The sequence below is a fragment of the Kribbella sp. CA-247076 genome (assembly GCF_050942445.1).
In the GTDB taxonomy this organism is placed as follows: domain Bacteria; phylum Actinomycetota; class Actinomycetes; order Propionibacteriales; family Kribbellaceae; genus Kribbella.
This window is the reverse complement of sequence record NZ_CP192051.1, coordinates 3,899,748-3,915,566: the sequence shown is the minus strand read 5'-3', so window position 1 is coordinate 3,915,566 and position 15,819 is coordinate 3,899,748. Positions and strand designations below refer to the sequence as shown.

General features: G+C 70.4%; 14 protein-coding genes. 10 read left to right on the top strand and 4 right to left on the bottom strand.

Annotated elements, in window-relative coordinates; translation table 11 throughout:
* Positions 1 to 26: 26 nt before the first annotated feature.
* Entirely contained in the window at positions 27 to 662 is a 636-nt protein-coding gene (locus ACQPYZ_RS18615; protein WP_433157299.1) for a hypothetical protein, read from the bottom strand.
* A 150-nt stretch (positions 663 to 812) separates the two neighbouring features.
* Between ACQPYZ_RS18615 and ACQPYZ_RS18610 the strand changes: the two genes are divergently transcribed.
* Positions 813 to 2,867, top strand: a complete 2,055-nt coding sequence (locus ACQPYZ_RS18610) for a histidine kinase (protein WP_433157297.1) — start codon at positions 813 to 815, stop codon at positions 2,865 to 2,867.
* Positions 2,860 to 3,510, top strand: a complete 651-nt coding sequence (locus tag ACQPYZ_RS18605; RefSeq protein ID WP_433157295.1) for a response regulator — start codon at positions 2,860 to 2,862, stop codon at positions 3,508 to 3,510. The genes ACQPYZ_RS18610 and ACQPYZ_RS18605 overlap by 8 nt, the downstream gene beginning before the upstream one ends.
* Positions 3,511 to 3,567: 57 nt before the next feature.
* Here the strand turns inward: ACQPYZ_RS18605 and ACQPYZ_RS18600 are convergent, their stop codons facing one another.
* Both ACQPYZ_RS18600 and ACQPYZ_RS18595 read right to left on the bottom strand, forming a co-directional pair.
* Positions 3,568 to 4,770 carry a M20 metallopeptidase family protein gene (locus ACQPYZ_RS18600; RefSeq protein WP_433157293.1) on the bottom strand — a complete coding sequence of 401 codons (1,203 nt, stop codon included), beginning with the start codon at positions 4,768 to 4,770 and terminating at the stop codon, positions 3,568 to 3,570.
* Complete coding sequence (locus tag ACQPYZ_RS18595; RefSeq protein WP_433169712.1) at positions 4,767 to 5,687, bottom strand: 5'-3' exonuclease; 921 nt, start codon at positions 5,685 to 5,687, stop codon at positions 4,767 to 4,769. The genes ACQPYZ_RS18600 and ACQPYZ_RS18595 overlap by 4 nt, the downstream gene beginning before the upstream one ends.
* Before the next feature lie 71 nt (positions 5,688 to 5,758).
* Between ACQPYZ_RS18595 and ACQPYZ_RS18590 the strand changes: the two genes are divergently transcribed.
* The 3 genes from ACQPYZ_RS18590 (at position 5,759) to ACQPYZ_RS18580 (ending at position 8,555) form a co-directional block, all read left to right on the top strand.
* A complete protein-coding gene (locus ACQPYZ_RS18590; protein ID WP_433157291.1) occupies positions 5,759 to 6,199 on the top strand; it encodes an Lrp/AsnC family transcriptional regulator in 441 nt (146 codons plus the stop codon).
* A 117-nt stretch (positions 6,200 to 6,316) separates the two neighbouring features.
* Positions 6,317 to 6,988 carry an HAD family hydrolase gene (locus ACQPYZ_RS18585; protein WP_433157288.1) on the top strand — a complete coding sequence of 224 codons (672 nt, stop codon included), beginning with the start codon at positions 6,317 to 6,319 and terminating at the stop codon, positions 6,986 to 6,988.
* A 10-nt stretch (positions 6,989 to 6,998) separates the two neighbouring features.
* Entirely contained in the window at positions 6,999 to 8,555 is a 1,557-nt protein-coding gene (locus tag ACQPYZ_RS18580) for a TIGR03086 family metal-binding protein (protein WP_433157285.1), read from the top strand.
* Between the two features lie 69 nt (positions 8,556 to 8,624).
* Here the strand turns inward: ACQPYZ_RS18580 and ACQPYZ_RS18575 are convergent, their stop codons facing one another.
* A complete protein-coding gene (locus tag ACQPYZ_RS18575; RefSeq protein WP_433157282.1) occupies positions 8,625 to 10,094 on the bottom strand; it encodes a KamA family radical SAM protein in 1,470 nt (489 codons plus the stop codon).
* 141 nt (positions 10,095 to 10,235) lie between these two features.
* Here ACQPYZ_RS18575 and ACQPYZ_RS18570 point away from each other — a divergent pair, with 141 nt between their 5' ends.
* From ACQPYZ_RS18570 to ACQPYZ_RS18550, 5 genes are read left to right on the top strand one after another with little or no spacing between them, the layout of a single operon-like run.
* Entirely contained in the window at positions 10,236 to 11,279 is a 1,044-nt protein-coding gene (locus ACQPYZ_RS18570) for an L-erythro-3,5-diaminohexanoate dehydrogenase (RefSeq protein WP_433157279.1), read from the top strand.
* 3 nt (positions 11,280 to 11,282) lie between these two features.
* Entirely contained in the window at positions 11,283 to 12,878 is a 1,596-nt protein-coding gene (locus ACQPYZ_RS18565) for an amidohydrolase (RefSeq protein WP_433157277.1), read from the top strand.
* Positions 12,875 to 14,434, top strand: a complete 1,560-nt coding sequence (locus tag ACQPYZ_RS18560; protein WP_433157275.1) for a lysine 5,6-aminomutase subunit alpha — start codon at positions 12,875 to 12,877, stop codon at positions 14,432 to 14,434. Before ACQPYZ_RS18565 ends, ACQPYZ_RS18560 begins: the two co-directional genes overlap by 4 nt.
* On the top strand, positions 14,431 to 15,189 hold the full coding sequence (locus ACQPYZ_RS18555) for an OAM dimerization domain-containing protein (RefSeq protein ID WP_433157272.1): 759 nt from the start codon (positions 14,431 to 14,433) through the stop codon (positions 15,187 to 15,189). The genes ACQPYZ_RS18560 and ACQPYZ_RS18555 overlap by 4 nt, the downstream gene beginning before the upstream one ends.
* Positions 15,190 to 15,579 carry a hotdog domain-containing protein gene (locus ACQPYZ_RS18550; protein WP_433157269.1) on the top strand — a complete coding sequence of 130 codons (390 nt, stop codon included), beginning with the start codon at positions 15,190 to 15,192 and terminating at the stop codon, positions 15,577 to 15,579. It begins immediately after the preceding gene.
* The last annotated feature ends 240 nt before the right edge of the window (positions 15,580 to 15,819 follow it).

Here is a 15,819-nt window from a genome sequence, read left to right as displayed (position 1 = left end):
CGGTGTGGATGACGCCCTCAGCGGGTTCAGTTCTTCGGGTGGGTCAGGTGGGGTTTGAGGGCCAGGAGTACGCCGAGGGTGGCGTAGCCGAGGAGTAGGTGGGTGCCGCCTACCCAGCGGGAGGCCTGGTCGCCGAAGATGATCATGGACGGGACGGTGACGACGGCCCAGCTCTCGGCGATCAGGGGCCACCAGCGCAGGATGCCGCGCCAGCGGCCGGCGAAGGCGAGCTTGACCGAGATCACGGCCATGCCGAGCATCGACAGCGGCCAGCAGATGTCCAGCGGGACCAGCCAGGCCGCGTCCTGGTGCGGCGACGGCAGGACGCCGTGCAGCAGCGACCACACGCTCGCGATCCCGAGGATCACGGCCTCGACCTTCAGCAGTACGACGGATCCGCGGCTCAGCCCGGTCGCCCGGGTGCGGAACTGGATCGCCAGCAGGCAGAACACGCCGAGCTGGAACGCGAGCCCGGTCAGGTCCCCGACCCGCTCCGGCACGCCGTCGTTCACGGTGCTGAAGGCGAAGATGCTCGCCGCCCACGCCAGCGTGCCCGCGGTCAGTCCGAGACCCAGTCGCCGGATGGTGCTTTCTGCCGGCCCGGTCGCGGTGTGCAGCGTCGGCGCGACGTCGGTGCGAACTCTGGCAGGTGTCGTAGTCATTGCGGTTCCTCCCCCTGAGGTTGTCATGGCAACGACTGTCCGGGAGTGGGCGTCCCGGGCGGCAGGTGCTGCGGTCCTCCGCGATGTCCCGAGTCGAGACGGGACACCTGACCCGCGACGGCGGGACACACTCTGGGTGACAATGCAGCCGTGGGGGAGGACACGCGAAGGGGATGGGGGCCGGCTGCACTCGGGGCAGCCGCGCTCCTGCTGGTCGCGGTCACGGTGGTCCTGGACCTCCGAAACGGCACCGACGTTCCGGAGGCGGCCGAGCTCGACGCCGGCTGGACGGCCGCACTCTCAGGGCTCGCGCAGCTGGTCCCGGGCCTCCTGCTCCTCCAGCGCCTGCCGCGGCACCCGATCGCGTGGATCCTGACCGGATCCGGGTTGCTGTGGATCGTCGACGGGTTCGCGTCGAGCTGGGCGACGTACGCGATCTACACGTCACCAGGGCTCCCCGGCGCGTCGGCGGCGTACTGGTTCTACTCCCGCTTCGGCGCGTTCCTGCTGCTCGGGTTGCCGCTGCTGATCCTGCTCTTCCCGGACGGGAGGCTGCCGACCGCGCGGCTCTGGCGGTGGCTGTCGATCGTCAGCCTGGCGCTCACCGTGCTGCTCCCGCTCCTGCTGTTGGTCGCGCCGCTCGACGTGATGCAGCGCTACCACAACGCCTCGCTCCCGCCGGAGATCGCGCGATTGTCGCTCGACCCGTTCGGCATCGACCTGCCGTACGGCGTCTGGGAGCCGGTCCTCCGGGTCGCCTACACGGCCGTCCTGGTGAGCCTCGTCGTACCGTTCGCCGTCACCGTGCACCGCTACCGGGCGGCGACGCGGGAGCGGCGGGCGCAGATCCGCTGGCTGATGTGGGCCGCGCTGGTCGCCATGCTCGTGCTGATCGTCCCGTTGGAGAACCCGCCCGCGGTGCCGGCGATCCTGTTCGGCCTGGCGATCGCGCTCACCTCGGCGGCGATCGTGGTCGCCGTCACCAAGCACCGCCTGTACGACGTCGACCGGTTGCTCTCGGCCACCTTCCTGTACGGCGTCCTCGCGGTCCTCGTGGTCGGGGTCGACCTGGCCGTGTTCGCGATCGCGGGCGGCGTGCTCGGCGAGCGGGACGCCGCGCTGGTCGCGATCGCGGTCGTCGCCGTGGTCTACGCCCCGCTGCGCAGCCGGCTCTGGCGTTGGGTACGGCGCGTCGTCCGCGGCTCGCGTGAGGACCCGTACGCCACGATGTCCACGCTGGCCGAACGGCTCGAGTCGGCCGCGGATCCGGACGAGCAACTGCGCGCGGTCGCTCGCACGCTGGCCGACGCGTTCCGGCTGCCGTACGTACGCGTGGAGATCGAGCGCCCCGGCGGGCAGCTCGCGATCGTCGAGCACGGCCGGGAGTCGGCTCCGACCCACGCGCTGCCGGTCGGTTATCGCGGTGAATCGGTCGGGCGGCTGGTGTTCAGCCCTGGTGACGGTACGGCGCTGTCCGAGCGGGATCAGCGGTTGCTGGGCGACCTGGTTCGGCAGGCAGCCGCGGCCGCCCGGGCGAGTGAGCTGAGCGCGGAGCTGCAGCAGGGCCGGAGCCGATTGGTCGCGGCCCGCGAGGAGGAACGCCGCCGGATCCGCCGGGACCTGCACGACAGCCTCGGGCCGAGTCTCGGCGCGGTCGCACTACGGATCGAGACTGCGCGGAACCTGGCGAAGTCGAACCCGGCCGAGTCCGACCGCATGCTCGAGCAGGCGACCACTGAGGTCGCGGCCGCGCTGGCCGACGTACGGCGACTGGTCCACGACCTCCGGCCGCCCGCGCTGGACGAACTCGGACTGGTACGGGCGATCGAGCAGCAGGCGGAACGGTTCCGCCTGGGCGGGCTGGCGGTGTCGGTCGAGGCCGACGCGATCGGCCCGTTGCCGGCCGGCGTCGAGGTGGCGGCGTACCGGATCGCGTCGGAGGCGCTCACGAACGTCGCCCGGCACGCCGAGGCCAGCCGGTGCGACATCACCTTGGCGGTGGATGCGACGGCGCTCGACCTGTCGGTGCGCGACGACGGGATCGGGATCGGCGAGGAGGTGACGGCGGGCGTGGGCATGCTGTCGGTGCGGGAGCGGGCCGCCGAGCTCGGGGGAGTCTGCAGTGTTACCTGCCCGGCGGACGGGGGCACCGTCGTCCGCGTGAGGTTGCCGCTGGACGCTGTACCGGAGGTTGTTCATGGGTGAGACCGTGCGAGTGCTGCTGGCCGACGACCATCCGGTCTACCGCGACGGACTGGCCGCGCTGCTCGGCTCGCTCAACGGCGTCGAGGTCGTCGGTACGGCGGCCGACGGGGTGGAGGCCGTGGACGGCGCGCGCGAGTTGCAGCCCGACGTCGTGGTGATGGACGTGCAGATGCCGCGGCTGGACGGGATCGAGGCGACCCGGGCGATCACCGCGGACAGTCCGCACATCGGCGTCGTCGTACTGACCATGGCCGAGGAGGACCAGACGCTGTTCGCGGCGATGCGGGCCGGGGCGCGCGGCTATCTGCTGAAGGGCGCGAACCAGGCCGAGATCGTCCGGGCGATCACCGCGGTCGCCGAGGGTGAGGCGATCTTCGGGCCGGTGATCGCCCGCCGCGTGGCCGAGTTCTTCGCCACGACGCCAACGGTGAGTGCGGGCAGCGCGTTTCCGCAGCTCACGGCCCGCGAGCACGAGATTCTCGCTCTGGTGGCGGCCGGGCGTTCCAACGCGCAGATCGCGTCCGAGCTCTTCCTGTCGCCGAAGACCGTCCGCAACAACGTGTCCAACATCTTCGCCAAACTCCACGTCGCCGACCGCGCCGAAGCCATCATCCGAGCCCGCGACGCCGGCCTCGGCCGCTGACGGGGCCGGTGTCCGCTGACGGGGCCGGTGTCCGCTGACGGGGCCAGGGTCGCTGAGTCAGGCGGCTCCCCGGGCGAGGCGCCGTACGGCGAGCTCGGCGAGCAGACCCGCGGCGTCGGGGAGGATCGAGTCGTCGAAGGCGGCCAAGGGGGAGTGGTTGTCGGCGGCCGCGTCGGGATCGTGGGACGCGCAGGCGCTGATGTTCAGGTAGACGCCGGGCACCTCGTTGAGGACGTAGGACATGTCCTCGGCCCCGCACCTCGGATGCGGGCGCTCACGGAAGCGGTCGGGGCCGAAGACGTCGACGATCGTGTCCCGGGCGAACAGGTACTCATCGGGATTGTTGACCGTGACCGGGTAGCCGATCTGGTACGTCACCTCGGCCGTCAGTCCGTGCGCGGCGGCGAGCGACTCGACGAGCTGGACCGAGGACCGCTGGATCTTCGCGCGGGTCTCCTCGGAGAAGGTCCGGACGGTCGCGTCGAAGAACACGTCGTCCGGGATGATGTTCTCCTTCGTCCCGCCCGCGATCCGGCCGACCGTCAGCACGACCGGGTCGAACACGTCGAACTGCCGCGTGACCATCGTCTGCAGCGCCCCGACGATCTCGCACGCGACCGGGATCGGGTCCTTGCCGCGGTGCGGGATGGATCCGTGCGTACCCTCGCCGACGACGCGCACGTGCAACTGGTCGGCCGCCGCCATGAAGGAGCCGGGTTTGCTGCTCCACATTCCCAACGGCTGGCCAGCGGACCCGACGTGCAGACCGTACGCCGCGTCCGCGCGGCGACCGGCGGCCTCGAGCACACCCTCGCGGATCATGATCGGCGCGCCGCCGCTGGTCTCCTCACCCGGCTGGAACATGAACACCACGTCACCGGGCAGCTCGGCCTGCAGCGCGGACAGCACCTTCGCCGCGCCGACGAGGCCGGCGACGTGCAGATCGTGGCCGCAGGCATGCATCATCCCGGGATGCTGGGAGACGTACGGTACGTCGACCCGCTCGGTGACCGGGAGCGCGTCCATATCACCCCGGAGCAGCACGACCGGGCCGGGTCCGCGTCCGCCGCGCAGTACCGCGGTCACCGACGAGAGCTCCTTGCCGAGCGTGATCTCCAGCGGAAGCCCTTCGAGCGCGTCCAGGACCAGCTGCTGCGTCTTCGGGAGCGCGAGGTCGTACTCCGGGACCTGGTGGAGCGCCCGGCGAAGGGTGACGATCTCGTCGCGGAACCCCTCGGCCAGCTCGACCGTACGCGTCATGCCGTCGGGCCGAGCTTGAGGGCGGACATCACGCGCTGGGCGCTGCTGCCGAGCTCGAGCAGCTCGACCAGGTCGAGCCAGCGCTCGGGGTCCTTGACCTCGCTCGGCAGGGTCGCGTCGAACCGCCCGACCGGCGCGTCCTTGGCGACCGCGACCACCTTCGGCGCGACGTCGAGGTAGTCGCTCGCGTCCAGGATCTTCCGCTTCACCCCGGCCGCCATCGGCGTGCTCGGGTCGGCGGCCGCGGCGCGGATCGCGTCCAGGTCGCCGTACGCCGTGACGAGCGAGGCGGCCGTCTTCTCGCCGACGCCCTTCACGCCGGGCAGGCCGTCGGAGGCGTCCCCGCGCAGCGTGGCGAAGTCGGCGTACCGGTTGGCCGGCACCTCGTACTTGGCGAGCAGCGCCTTCTCGTCGTACACGTCGGCCCGGCCGACGCCGCGGGCGGCGGTGTAGACGACCCGGATCCCGCGGCTGTCGTCGATCAGCTGGAACAGGTCGCGGTCGCCGGTGACGACGTCCACCGGCATGGTCGCCCGGTGCGACAGCGTCCCGATGACGTCGTCCGCCTCGTGGTCGGGCGCGCCGACGACGGCGATGCCGAGGGCCTCCAGGCAGGCGCGGATGTACGGCACCTGGACCTCGAGCCGGTCCGGCACGTCCTCGACCTGCTCGCCCTTCGGGGTGACGAACTCGACCCGCTGCGCCTTGTACGACGGGATCAGCGCGACCCGCCACGACGGCCGCCAGTTGTCGTCCCAGCAGGCGACCAGGTGGGTCGGCCGGTGGTTCTCGGTCAGCCGGGCGATGAAGTCCAGCAGGCCGCGGATCGCGTTGGTCGGCGTACCGTCGGCCGCCTTCATCGTGTCCGGCACCCCGAAGAACGCGCGGAAGTACAGCGACGCGGTGTCGAGCAGCATCAGCCGCTGCGCAGTCTCAGCCATGGGGTGATGCTTTCATGCCGGGGCGCCACGGCAGTAGGGTCACTCACGTGGAGGACCTCGACCGCAAGATCGTCGGACTGCTGGCGACCGATGGCAGGATGAGTTTCACCGACCTCGGCAAGGCCACCGGCCTGTCCACGTCGGCGGTGCACCAGCGGGTCAAGCGGCTCGAGCAGCGGGGCATCATCCAGGGGTACGCGGCAACGGTCGATCACACCGCGCTCGACTTGCCGCTGACCGCGCTGATCGCGATCCGCCCGATCGACCCGTCCCAGCCGGACGACTCGCCCGAACGCCTCCGCGAGGTCCGCGAGATCGAGTCCTGCTACTCGGTCGCAGGCGACTCCAGCTACATCCTGGTCGTCCGGGTCGCCTCCCCGGCCGCTTTGGAGAACCTCCTGGCCGTCATCCGTGCCCGCGCCAACGTCTCCACCACCACCACGATCGTCCTCAGCACGCCGTACGAGCGCCGCCCTCCGGCCCTGTAGGGGACGGAACGACAGGAGGTACTCGCCGCCCAGTACGACTCGCACGCTCAGGCAGCGGCCCGGTCGGCGCGCTGAACCCACCACCTCCTGTCCGTCGGTACCCGATAAGGTCGCGCTGTGCGCCGAGCCCTGTTGGTCGACCTGTTCAGCACGCTCGTTCCCGGTGGGGAGGCCGAGCGGGAGGTGGTCAACCAGCGGATGTGCGCGGTCCTCGGAGTCGACCCCGAGGCGTTCACGCGGGAGTTCGCGGCGGCGTCGTACGAGCGTTTCACCGGGGCATACGGCGACCTGCCGAACACGCTCCGGGTCATCGCCCGGCGCACCGGAGCCGAGCCGACCGACGGACAGGTGCACGAGGCAACAACCATGCGTCGCGAGCTGTCCCGCCGGCTCCTCAACGCCGTCCCGCCCGGGACCCTGGCTGCGCTGGCCGAGCTGCGGTCGGCCGGCTGGCGGATCGGCCTGGTCAGCAACATCACGTCGGAGACCCAGCTCCAGTGGCGCGAGAGTCCGCTCCCGCCGTACTTCGACACCACGGCCTTTTCCGCGGAGGTGGGCGCGGCCAAGCCCGAACCCAAGATCTACCTGACGGCGTGCGAAGCCCTCGGTGTCCCACCGACCGAGTGCTACTTCCTAGGCGACGGCAACGACGGCGAACTCCCCGGAGCCACCGCCCTCGGCATCCACGCCATCCGCACCACCGAACACTCAGACAGCGCCCCCACCTGGCCCGGCCCCACCATCACCTCCTTCACAGAGCTTCCGGGCCTCCTCGGAAGACCGGCTTGACCCTCCCATCGTGGGAGACGTGACAGTGGTGGCCGTGCAGCCTGAATGGAGTATCGGGGACCTGGCCCGCAAGACCGGACTGACCGTCAAAGTGATCCGCCACTGGTCCGACAGTGGTCTGGTTCACCCCGTACGACGGACCGCGGCCGGCTACCGGGTGTACGACGACGGGGCGGTGATCCGCCTGGAACTGGCCCGGACGTTGCGAGAGCTCGGAGTAGGGCTCGCGACGATCCGGGACGTGTTGGACCACGAGGACACGTTGTCCCAGGTCGCCTCGACGCACGTCGACGTACTCGAGGTGCAGATCCGGCTGCTGCGCTGGCATCAAGCGGTACTGCGTTCCGTCGTACGGCGGGGTGCGGCCGATCTCGTGGCGGCCGCCGACCTGGCGCGGATGTCCGCGGCCGAGCGCCGGGCCGTGATCCAGGAGTTCGTGACCGACGCGGTCGGGGAGCTGGACGCGCCCGCGTACCGGCAGGCGCTGCTCGCGGCGACTCCGGAGCTGCCAGTGGATCCTACGGGCGAGCAGATCGATGCGTGGATCGAGTTGGGTGAACTGGTCCGGGACCCGGCCTCACGGGCCGCCCTTCGCCGGTTCGCGTCGTACGCCGCCGAGCACGAGCGGCCCGGTCCGGACGCCGGCGCGACGGTCGAGCAGACGACCGACGAGTGGCTCACAGCGGTGCGCGAGGCGATGACCGGCGGTCTCGCCGCCGACTCGCCGTCGGCCGACGCTGTGGTGTCGGCGGTCGTGACCATCTGGCTGCCGACCCAAGGGCTGACGGCCGACGGCCCCGAAGCCCGGCGACTCCTGCTGGAGCAGCTCGAGGTGGCGTCGGACCGGTTGATGGAGCGCTACTGGCAGCTCGTGTGCACGATCAACGGCTGGCCGGTGCGGCCGAGCATCGCGGCCGAGGGGCGCTGGCTCACGACGGCCCTGCGCACGAATCCCGAGCCGAGAGCCCGTGAGTCGAAGCTCGCCGACTTGTACGACGCCGGTGACGAAGCCTGGCGACCGGACGGCATCATCGAGGCGTGTGAGCGAGTCCTCACAGCGGTCGGCGGGCTCGTGGAGACGGTGGAGCGGAACGACTTCGACCGGCCGACGCCGTGTGCTGACTGGGATGTCCGGGCGCTCGTCGACCACCTGGTCTGGGAGAACCTGCTCTGGGCCGGCCTCGCGAACGGCGAGCCCCGCTCGGACTTCGGCGCCGACCACCTGGGTGACGACCACGTCGAAGCCTTCCGTACGGCCGCCGACCGGACGCTGCTCGCGTTCGGCCGGCCGGGCATGCTCGACCAGCGCTACGGTCCGGCTCCCGGCTTCCGCCTGGTGGAACAACTTCTCATCGAGATGCTGGCCCATGGCTGGGACCTGTCCCGCGCCCTCGGCAGACCGTTCACCGGCGTCGACGACCTGGCCGAACGCGCCCTGCCGGTCGTCCGGGAGATCTACGACTCCTTGCCCCGCACCGAAGGCGGCTCGTTCGCCCATGCGACGACCGTTCCTGTGGATGCGCCGGCACTGGACCGCCTGGCCGCCTACCTCGGTCGCACCATTTAGGCCACGTCGAGCGCCTGCCGTGCGACACCTCCGGTGCCGCCCCCTGCATTGGTGGCACCGGAGGTGGGATCAGGTGAGGGGGAGGAGTTTTTGGGATTCGGCGGTTTGGCGGGAGGTGGCGGCTTGTTTTTCGGCTTCGGCGAGGGAGGTGCCGGCGTGCTGCTTCCACCAGTTCTGGCCCTCGGTGGGGAGGGTGTCGATCGGGTCGTAGTACTCGTAGGTGCGGTTGAGGGCCTCGGGGTCCTGTTGCTCGATGCCGGTGCGGTAGTTCTTCTTCCAGTACGAGATGCCGCGGACCTCGTCGTACTCGGACAGCTGGTGCACCCACCGCTTGCCGACGTACGGGACGTCGCAGACGATCCGCGGGGTCGCGAACCCGGGCAGGTAGCCGAGCATCCCGTGCTGCAGATGCTGTGCGTCCCGGACCGAAACCCGCCAGTGCTCGGAGAACGGGATCATGTCGCACATGTAGAAGTAGTACGGCGTGATGGTCGCACCGTCGAGCAGCGCGAAGCAGAGGTCGAGCAACTGCGGCACCGAGTCGTTCACGCCACGCATCAGCACGCCCTGGTTGCGGACGTCGCGGATGCCCGCCTCGAACATCGCCTTCGTCGCCTCGGCCACCAGCGGCGTCACCGACTGGGCCGCGTTCACGTGGGTGTGGATCGCCATCATCACGCCGCGCTCGCGAGCCGTCCGGCTGACCCGCTCGACGCCGGCCCGGACGTCGTCCGACAGCCAGTGCTGCGGCATCCCCATCAGTGCCTTGGTGGCCAGCCGGATGTCGCGGATGTTCTCGATCTCCAGCAGGCTGGCGAGGAACGCCTCCAGCCGCGGCCATGGCATGTTCGCCACGTCGCCCCCGGACACGACGACGTCGCGGACTCCCGGCGTACGGCGCAGGTAGTCGAGCATGTCGTCGAGCCGGGTCTGCGGCTTCGCGACGAACTTCAGCTTGTCGATCACCGGCGTCGAGTTGCCGACCAGGTCCATCCGGGTGCAGTGACCGCAGTACTGCGGACAGGTCGGCAGCACCTCGGCCAGCACCTTCGTCGGGTAGCGGTGGGTCAACCCCTCCGTGGCCCACATCTCGTGCTCGTGCAGCGAGTCCCGAGTGGCGTGCGGGTGCGACGGCCAGTCCGAACGGCGGTCACTGAACACCGGAAGCATGTAGCGGCGGACCGGGTCCGCGTAGAACGCCTCGGTGTAGTTCGGGGCGCCCTGCGGGACGATCGTGTTCAGCATCTGCGGCGGGAGCAGCATCGACATCGTCGCCCGCTCGGCCTGGTCGCGGGTCAGGTCCTCGTAGAACCGCTCCTCGAGCAGGTCGCCCATCACCTCGCGCAACTGCTTGACGTTCTTCACGCAGTGCGCGCGCTGCCACTGCACAGACCGCCACTCCTCGGCCGTGACGTCCTTCCAGCCCGGGATCCGGGTCCAGTCGGGCTCCACCAGCTCGACCCGCTGGTACGCGTACGGCTGGCCGGCGAGGTCGCGCGGCTGCGGTACGGCGAGGTCCGGGCTGACGAGGTCGGTCACGAAGGCCTCCGGGGCTTCAGGGGCGATACGGTCTGATGTGAGGATAGCGATAGAACTTCCCTCAGATCCAACAGTACGCCGCAAGAATTCTCGTCACGGCGGGTTCTGAGTAGTATTTTGCCTGACCCCGAAGGAGGCTCCGTGTCGTCGGACCCGGTAGGACTGCACCGCGTGATCGCCCCGTCCGGCGTGTTGCCGCAGGCGGCGGAGAAGCTGGACGCACGTCCGGAGATCTGGCCGGACGAGGTCCGGATCGCGGTCGAGCGGCTGAACTTGGACGCCGCGTCGTACCGCCAACTGGCCGAGGCGCACGGCGGCGACGGTACGGCGGTCCGCCGGGCCGTGCTCGACATCGTCGAGGCCCGAGGCAAGATGCAGAACCCGGTCACCGGTTCCGGCGGCATGCTCGTCGGCGTGGTCGACGAGGTCGGGCCGGAGTCGCCGCTCGGGGTCATGCCCGGTGACCGGGTCGCCACCCTGGTCTCGCTGACGCTCACGCCGCTGCGGATCACCGACGGCCTCGCCCGCTGGGACGGCCGGAGCGAGCAGGTGCCGGCGGAGGGCCACGCGATCCTGTTCGCCCGCTCGATCGTGGCGAAGCTGCCGGACGACCTGCAGCCGGAGCTCTCCCTGGCCGTCATGGACGTCTGCGGTGCGCCCGCGCTGACCGCGCGGGTGGTGCGCGAGTATGTCGACAAAGGCACAAAGCCTGTCGTGTCAGTAATTGGCGGCGCAGGTAAAAGTGGGTCGCTGTCCCTGGCCGCGGCGCGGCACGCGGGTGCCGCGCGGACCATCGGCGTCGTGCCGGTCGAGGCCGAGGCCGAGAAGCTCACCGCAGCAGGGCTCGCCGACGTGGTCGCGCTGGCCGATGCGCGCGATCCGGTGGCGCTGGCGGAGGCGGTCGAGCAGGCCGGGGGACCGGCGGACATCACCGTGGTGTGCGTCGACGTACCCGGGTGTGAGCACGGCGCCGTCCTCTCGACGGCGGCCGGCGGCACGGTGATCTTCTTCTCGATGGCGACCTCGTTCTCGGCCGCCGCGTTGGGTGCCGAGGGCCTGGCCGCGGACGTCACCATGCTGGTCGGCAACGGGTATGTGCCCGGCCATGCGGAGTACGCGCTGGAGCTGTTGCGCACCGAGGCGGGTGTCCGCGAACTGTTCGAGAGCAGGCTGGCGGAGGATTGAGCCGTGCGCACACTTCTGACGAACGGTTCCGTCTACTCTCCCGCCGACCCGCACGCGACCGCGATCGCGTTCGACGACGGTGTGGTCACCTGGATCGGTGACGACACCAGTGCCTCGTCGTACGCCGACGGCGCGGACGAGGTGATCGACCTCGACGGCAAGCTGGTCACGCCGGCGTTCGTCGACGCCCACGTCCACACCGCGCAGACCGGCGCCTTGCTCACCGGACTCGATCTCGCCGGTACGACGTCCCTCGCCGAGGCGCTCGACAAGCTGTCGGCGTTCGCGGCGCGACTGCCGGCCGACGCGGTGATCGACGGTGCCGGCTGGGACGAGACGAAATGGCCGGAGGGCCGACCGCCGACCGCGGAGGAGCTCGACCGGGCCGCCGACGGCCGCCGGGTCTACCTGTCGCGCGTCGACGGCCATTCCGGCGTGATCTCGTCCGCGCTGGTGTCCGTTGCCCAAGGCGACGGTCTCGATGCGACCGGCCGGGTCGAGCGCGATGCGCATCACGCCGTTCGGGACGCGTTGAGCGAGCTGATCGGTCCGGACCAGCGACGCGCCGACGTGAAGGCTGCGTTGCAGGCGATGGCGGCCAAGGGCATCGGGGCATTCCACGAGATGGCCGCACCGCACATCGGGCCGTTGTGGGAGCTGCCGATCGTCCGCGAGACCGCCGACGAGCTCGGCCTGGCGGCGACGCTCTACTGGGGTCAGCCGGGAGTCTTCGAGCACGTGGACACCTACGGCCTGGCGGGTCTCGCCGGTGACCTCAATGCCGACGGTGCACTGGGCTCCCGGACGGCGGCGCTGCGCGAGACGTACGCCGATCGCACGGACCACCGCGGCCACGCGTACCTCACGCCCGAGGAGATCGCCGAGCACGTGATCGCGTGCACCGAGCGGAACGTGCAGGCCGGTTTCCACTGCATCGGCGACCAGGCGCTCGACAACATCGCGCGCGGTTTCGAGCTCGCGGCCGAGAAGGTCGGCGTCCAGGCTCTGGTGGCCGCGCGGCACAGGCTCGAGCACGTCGAGATGCCCAGCGCGGACGCGATCGCGACCCTGGCCCGCTGTGGTGTCGTCGCCAGCGTGCAGCCGATGTTCGACGCGCTCTGGGGTGGGCCCGACGACATGTACGCCGAGCGGGTGGGCGACCGGTGGCAGGGCATGAACCCGTTCGGCTCGCTCGCCCGGGCGGGCGTCGTACTGGCGTTCGGCTCGGACTCACCGGTGACGGAGCTCGGTGGCTGGGAGGCTGTGCGGGCGGCTGCGTTCCACCACGAGCAGAGTGAGCGGATCACCGTCCGGGCCGCGTTCCAGGCGCACACCCGGGGTGGCTGGCGGGCGGCCGGGATCGATGACGCCGGCGTCCTCGCGCCCAGCACTGCGGCGAGGTACGCGATCTGGGAGAGCGATGCAGAACTGGTCGTCCAGACACCCGACTCGCGGGTCGCGGCCTGGTCGACGGATCCGCGGGCCGGCGTGCCAGTGCTTCCGGATCTGACCGCGGGCATCCCTACGTGCGTCCGGACGGCCGTCGGGGGTCGTGTCATCTACGAAGCTGAAGGATGGTCCCAGGAGTGGTCACAGTGAAGAAGCTCGACCTTGATCCGGTCACCGTCCGGAAGGCCCGCAGCCTGGCGCGGAAGGCCGGGCGGCCGATCGTCAACCTGGCGCGGCAGCACACGACGGTCTCGGTCGAGCGGGCGGTACTGCGGTTGGCCGGGCTGACCGGCGCGGACACCGAGGGCATCCCGTGGGTGAACCGGCTCGCGGACACGGTCCGTGCGGATGTCGGGCTGGAGCACGGGTTCGCCCTGCCGGTGTGGGACGCGCTGGTCCGCGGCGAGGCCGAGGATCTCGGCGTACTCGCCCAGAAGGCCGCGTCGGGGTCGGTGACCTTCCGGGTGCCGGAGGGGCGGGACGCCGTCCGCGCCCGGGCCGCCTCGCGGAAGGCCGCGGCAGCCGGGCTGAAGCGGATCGACGCGCGGCGGCGCGAACGCGACCGGCTGATCAAGCGGCACGGGGATCCCGAGCAGCGGCCGTGGATCTACCTGATCGTTGCCACCGGCGACATCTACGAGGACATCCCGCAGGCGCAGGCGGCCGCGCGTGAGGGCGCGGACATCATCGCGGTGATCCGGTCCACCGGGCAGTCGCTGCTCGACTACGTCCCCGAAGGCCCGACGCGCGAGGGGTTCGCGGGCACGTACGCGACCCAGGAGAACTTCCGGCTGATGCGGGCCGCGCTGGACGAGTCGTCCCGCGAGCTCGGCCGGTACGTCCGGCTGACCAACTACGCGTCCGGTCTGTGCATGCCGGAGATCGCCACGCTGGCCGGGCTCGAGCGGCTCGACATGATGCTGAACGACTCGATGTACGGGATCCTGTTCCGCGACATCAACCCGATCCGGACCTTCGTCGACCAGCGGTTCAGCCGGCAGATCCACGCCCGCGCCGGGATCATCATCAACACCGGCGAGGACAACTACCTGACCACCGCGGACGCGGTCGAGGCCGCGCACACGGTGACCGTGTCGCAACTGCTGAACGAGTACTTCGCCAAGGAGGCCGGGCTCGAGGACTGGCAGCTCGGCCTCGGGCATGCGTTCGAGATCAACCCGGACCTGCCGGACTCGTTCCGGCTCGAGCTCGCGCACGCGCTGCTGGCCCGGCAGCTGTTCCCGGACGCGCCGCTGAAATGGATGCCGCCGACCCGGCACATGACCGGTGACGTGTTCCGGGGCTACCTGCTCGACGGCTTCTTCAACCTGGTCGGGGCGATGACCGGGCAGGGCATCCTGCTGGTCGGAATGATGACCGAGGCGGTGGTCACGCCGTGGATCTCCGACCGCGACCTCGCCCTGCAGAACGTCCGCTACGTGATGGGGGCCGCCGGCAACCTGCACGAGGACTTCCGGCCGGAGCCGAACGGTTTCATCGCGAGCCGGGCCCGCCAGGTGCTGGCCGAGTCCGTGGAGCTGCTCGACGAGATCGTCGACGACGGTCTGCTGAACGCTATCGGCGACGGCACCTTCGGCCTGATGAGGCGTCCCCAGGACGCCGGCCGCGGCCTCGACGGCGTCGCCAAGCGCTCGCCGGAGTACTACAACCCGGCGATCGAGTTGCTCGAGGAGGGCACGCGATGAGCATCATCCGGCCGTACGGCGACACGACGGGCGACGGCATGGTGCAGCTGTCGTTCACGTTGCCGATCCCGCACGACAAGCGGGCCGAGGGTGCCGCGGTCCAGCTGGCCAACAAGATGGGCATGGACCCGGCCCTGGTCGTGCACGCGAAGGCGATGGGGCCGGACTTCACCTTCTTCGTGGTCTACGGCCCGGTGAACCACCTGGTCGACACCAGCAAGGTCGAGGTGGTCGAGCGCGACTACCCGCTGCTGTCGCCGAAGGAGGTCAACCTCGCGATCCGCAAGACCCTGCGCCGCCGGCTGACCGTCGTCGGCGCCTGCATCGGCACCGACGCGCACACGGTCGGCATCGACGCGATCATGAACATCAAGGGGTTCGCGGGGGAGAAGGGCCTGGAGTACTACCGGGAGCTCAAGGTGGTCAACCTCGGCGCCCAGGTCGCCGTACCCGAGCTGGTCCGGCGGGCGAAGGCGGAGAAGGCGGACGCGATCCTGGTGTCGCAGGTGGTGACCCAGCGGGAGGCGCACGTGCTGAATACCAAGGAGATGTCGGCCGCGTTCCGGGAGGCGTACGCCGAGGACGCCCGGCCGGTCCTGGTTGCCGGCGGCCCCCGTTTCACCGAGCAGATGGCCGGCGAACTCGGCGTCGACCGGGTCTTCGGCCGCGGCACCACCCCGGGTGAGGTGGCCAGCTATCTGGTGGACGCACTCGTGACGAGACGGACACACACGCCGAGCAAGAGGAGCGCATAGGTGTCGAAGGCAACTGTCGGGCTGACGGTGACGCACCGGCGGTACGTGCCGTACAGCCACGCGCACTACGCCGGGAACCTGGTCGACGGCGCGTACGTGCTCGGCCTGTTCGGCGACGTCGCGACCGAGGTGTGCATCCAGGCCGACGGTGACGAGGGCCTGTTCGCGTCGTACTCCGACGTGCAGTTCATGCAGCCGTTGCGGGCCGGTGACGTGGTGGAGGTGACGGCGACGATCACGCGGGTCGGCAACCGCAGCCGGGAGCTCGGGTTCACCGCGGCCGTGGTCTGCCGGGGCCGGCCGGACCGGTCCGAGTCGGCCGCCGAGGTGCTGGCCGAACCGCTTGTGATCACGCGCGCAACCGGGACCGTCGTCGTACCGGTCGCGTGACGATTAGTTGCCCTCGGTAACGATCACGTGGAGTGCCGAGACGGCTCTGTAACGTGACTCCGGCCGGCCGTGCTCGTTTTTCCAGGTAGGGCAGGCGAAAGTGTTACAACGGCCTCAAGGAGCCGGTGGAGAGGTTGACACCATCGCCGTCAGCGAGCATCGTTTTGGGAGTCGTCATATCCCGTTTTATCAACGGTCACACGAAGTTCGGCCACCGGATGATCCCGCGACGCTGACCAG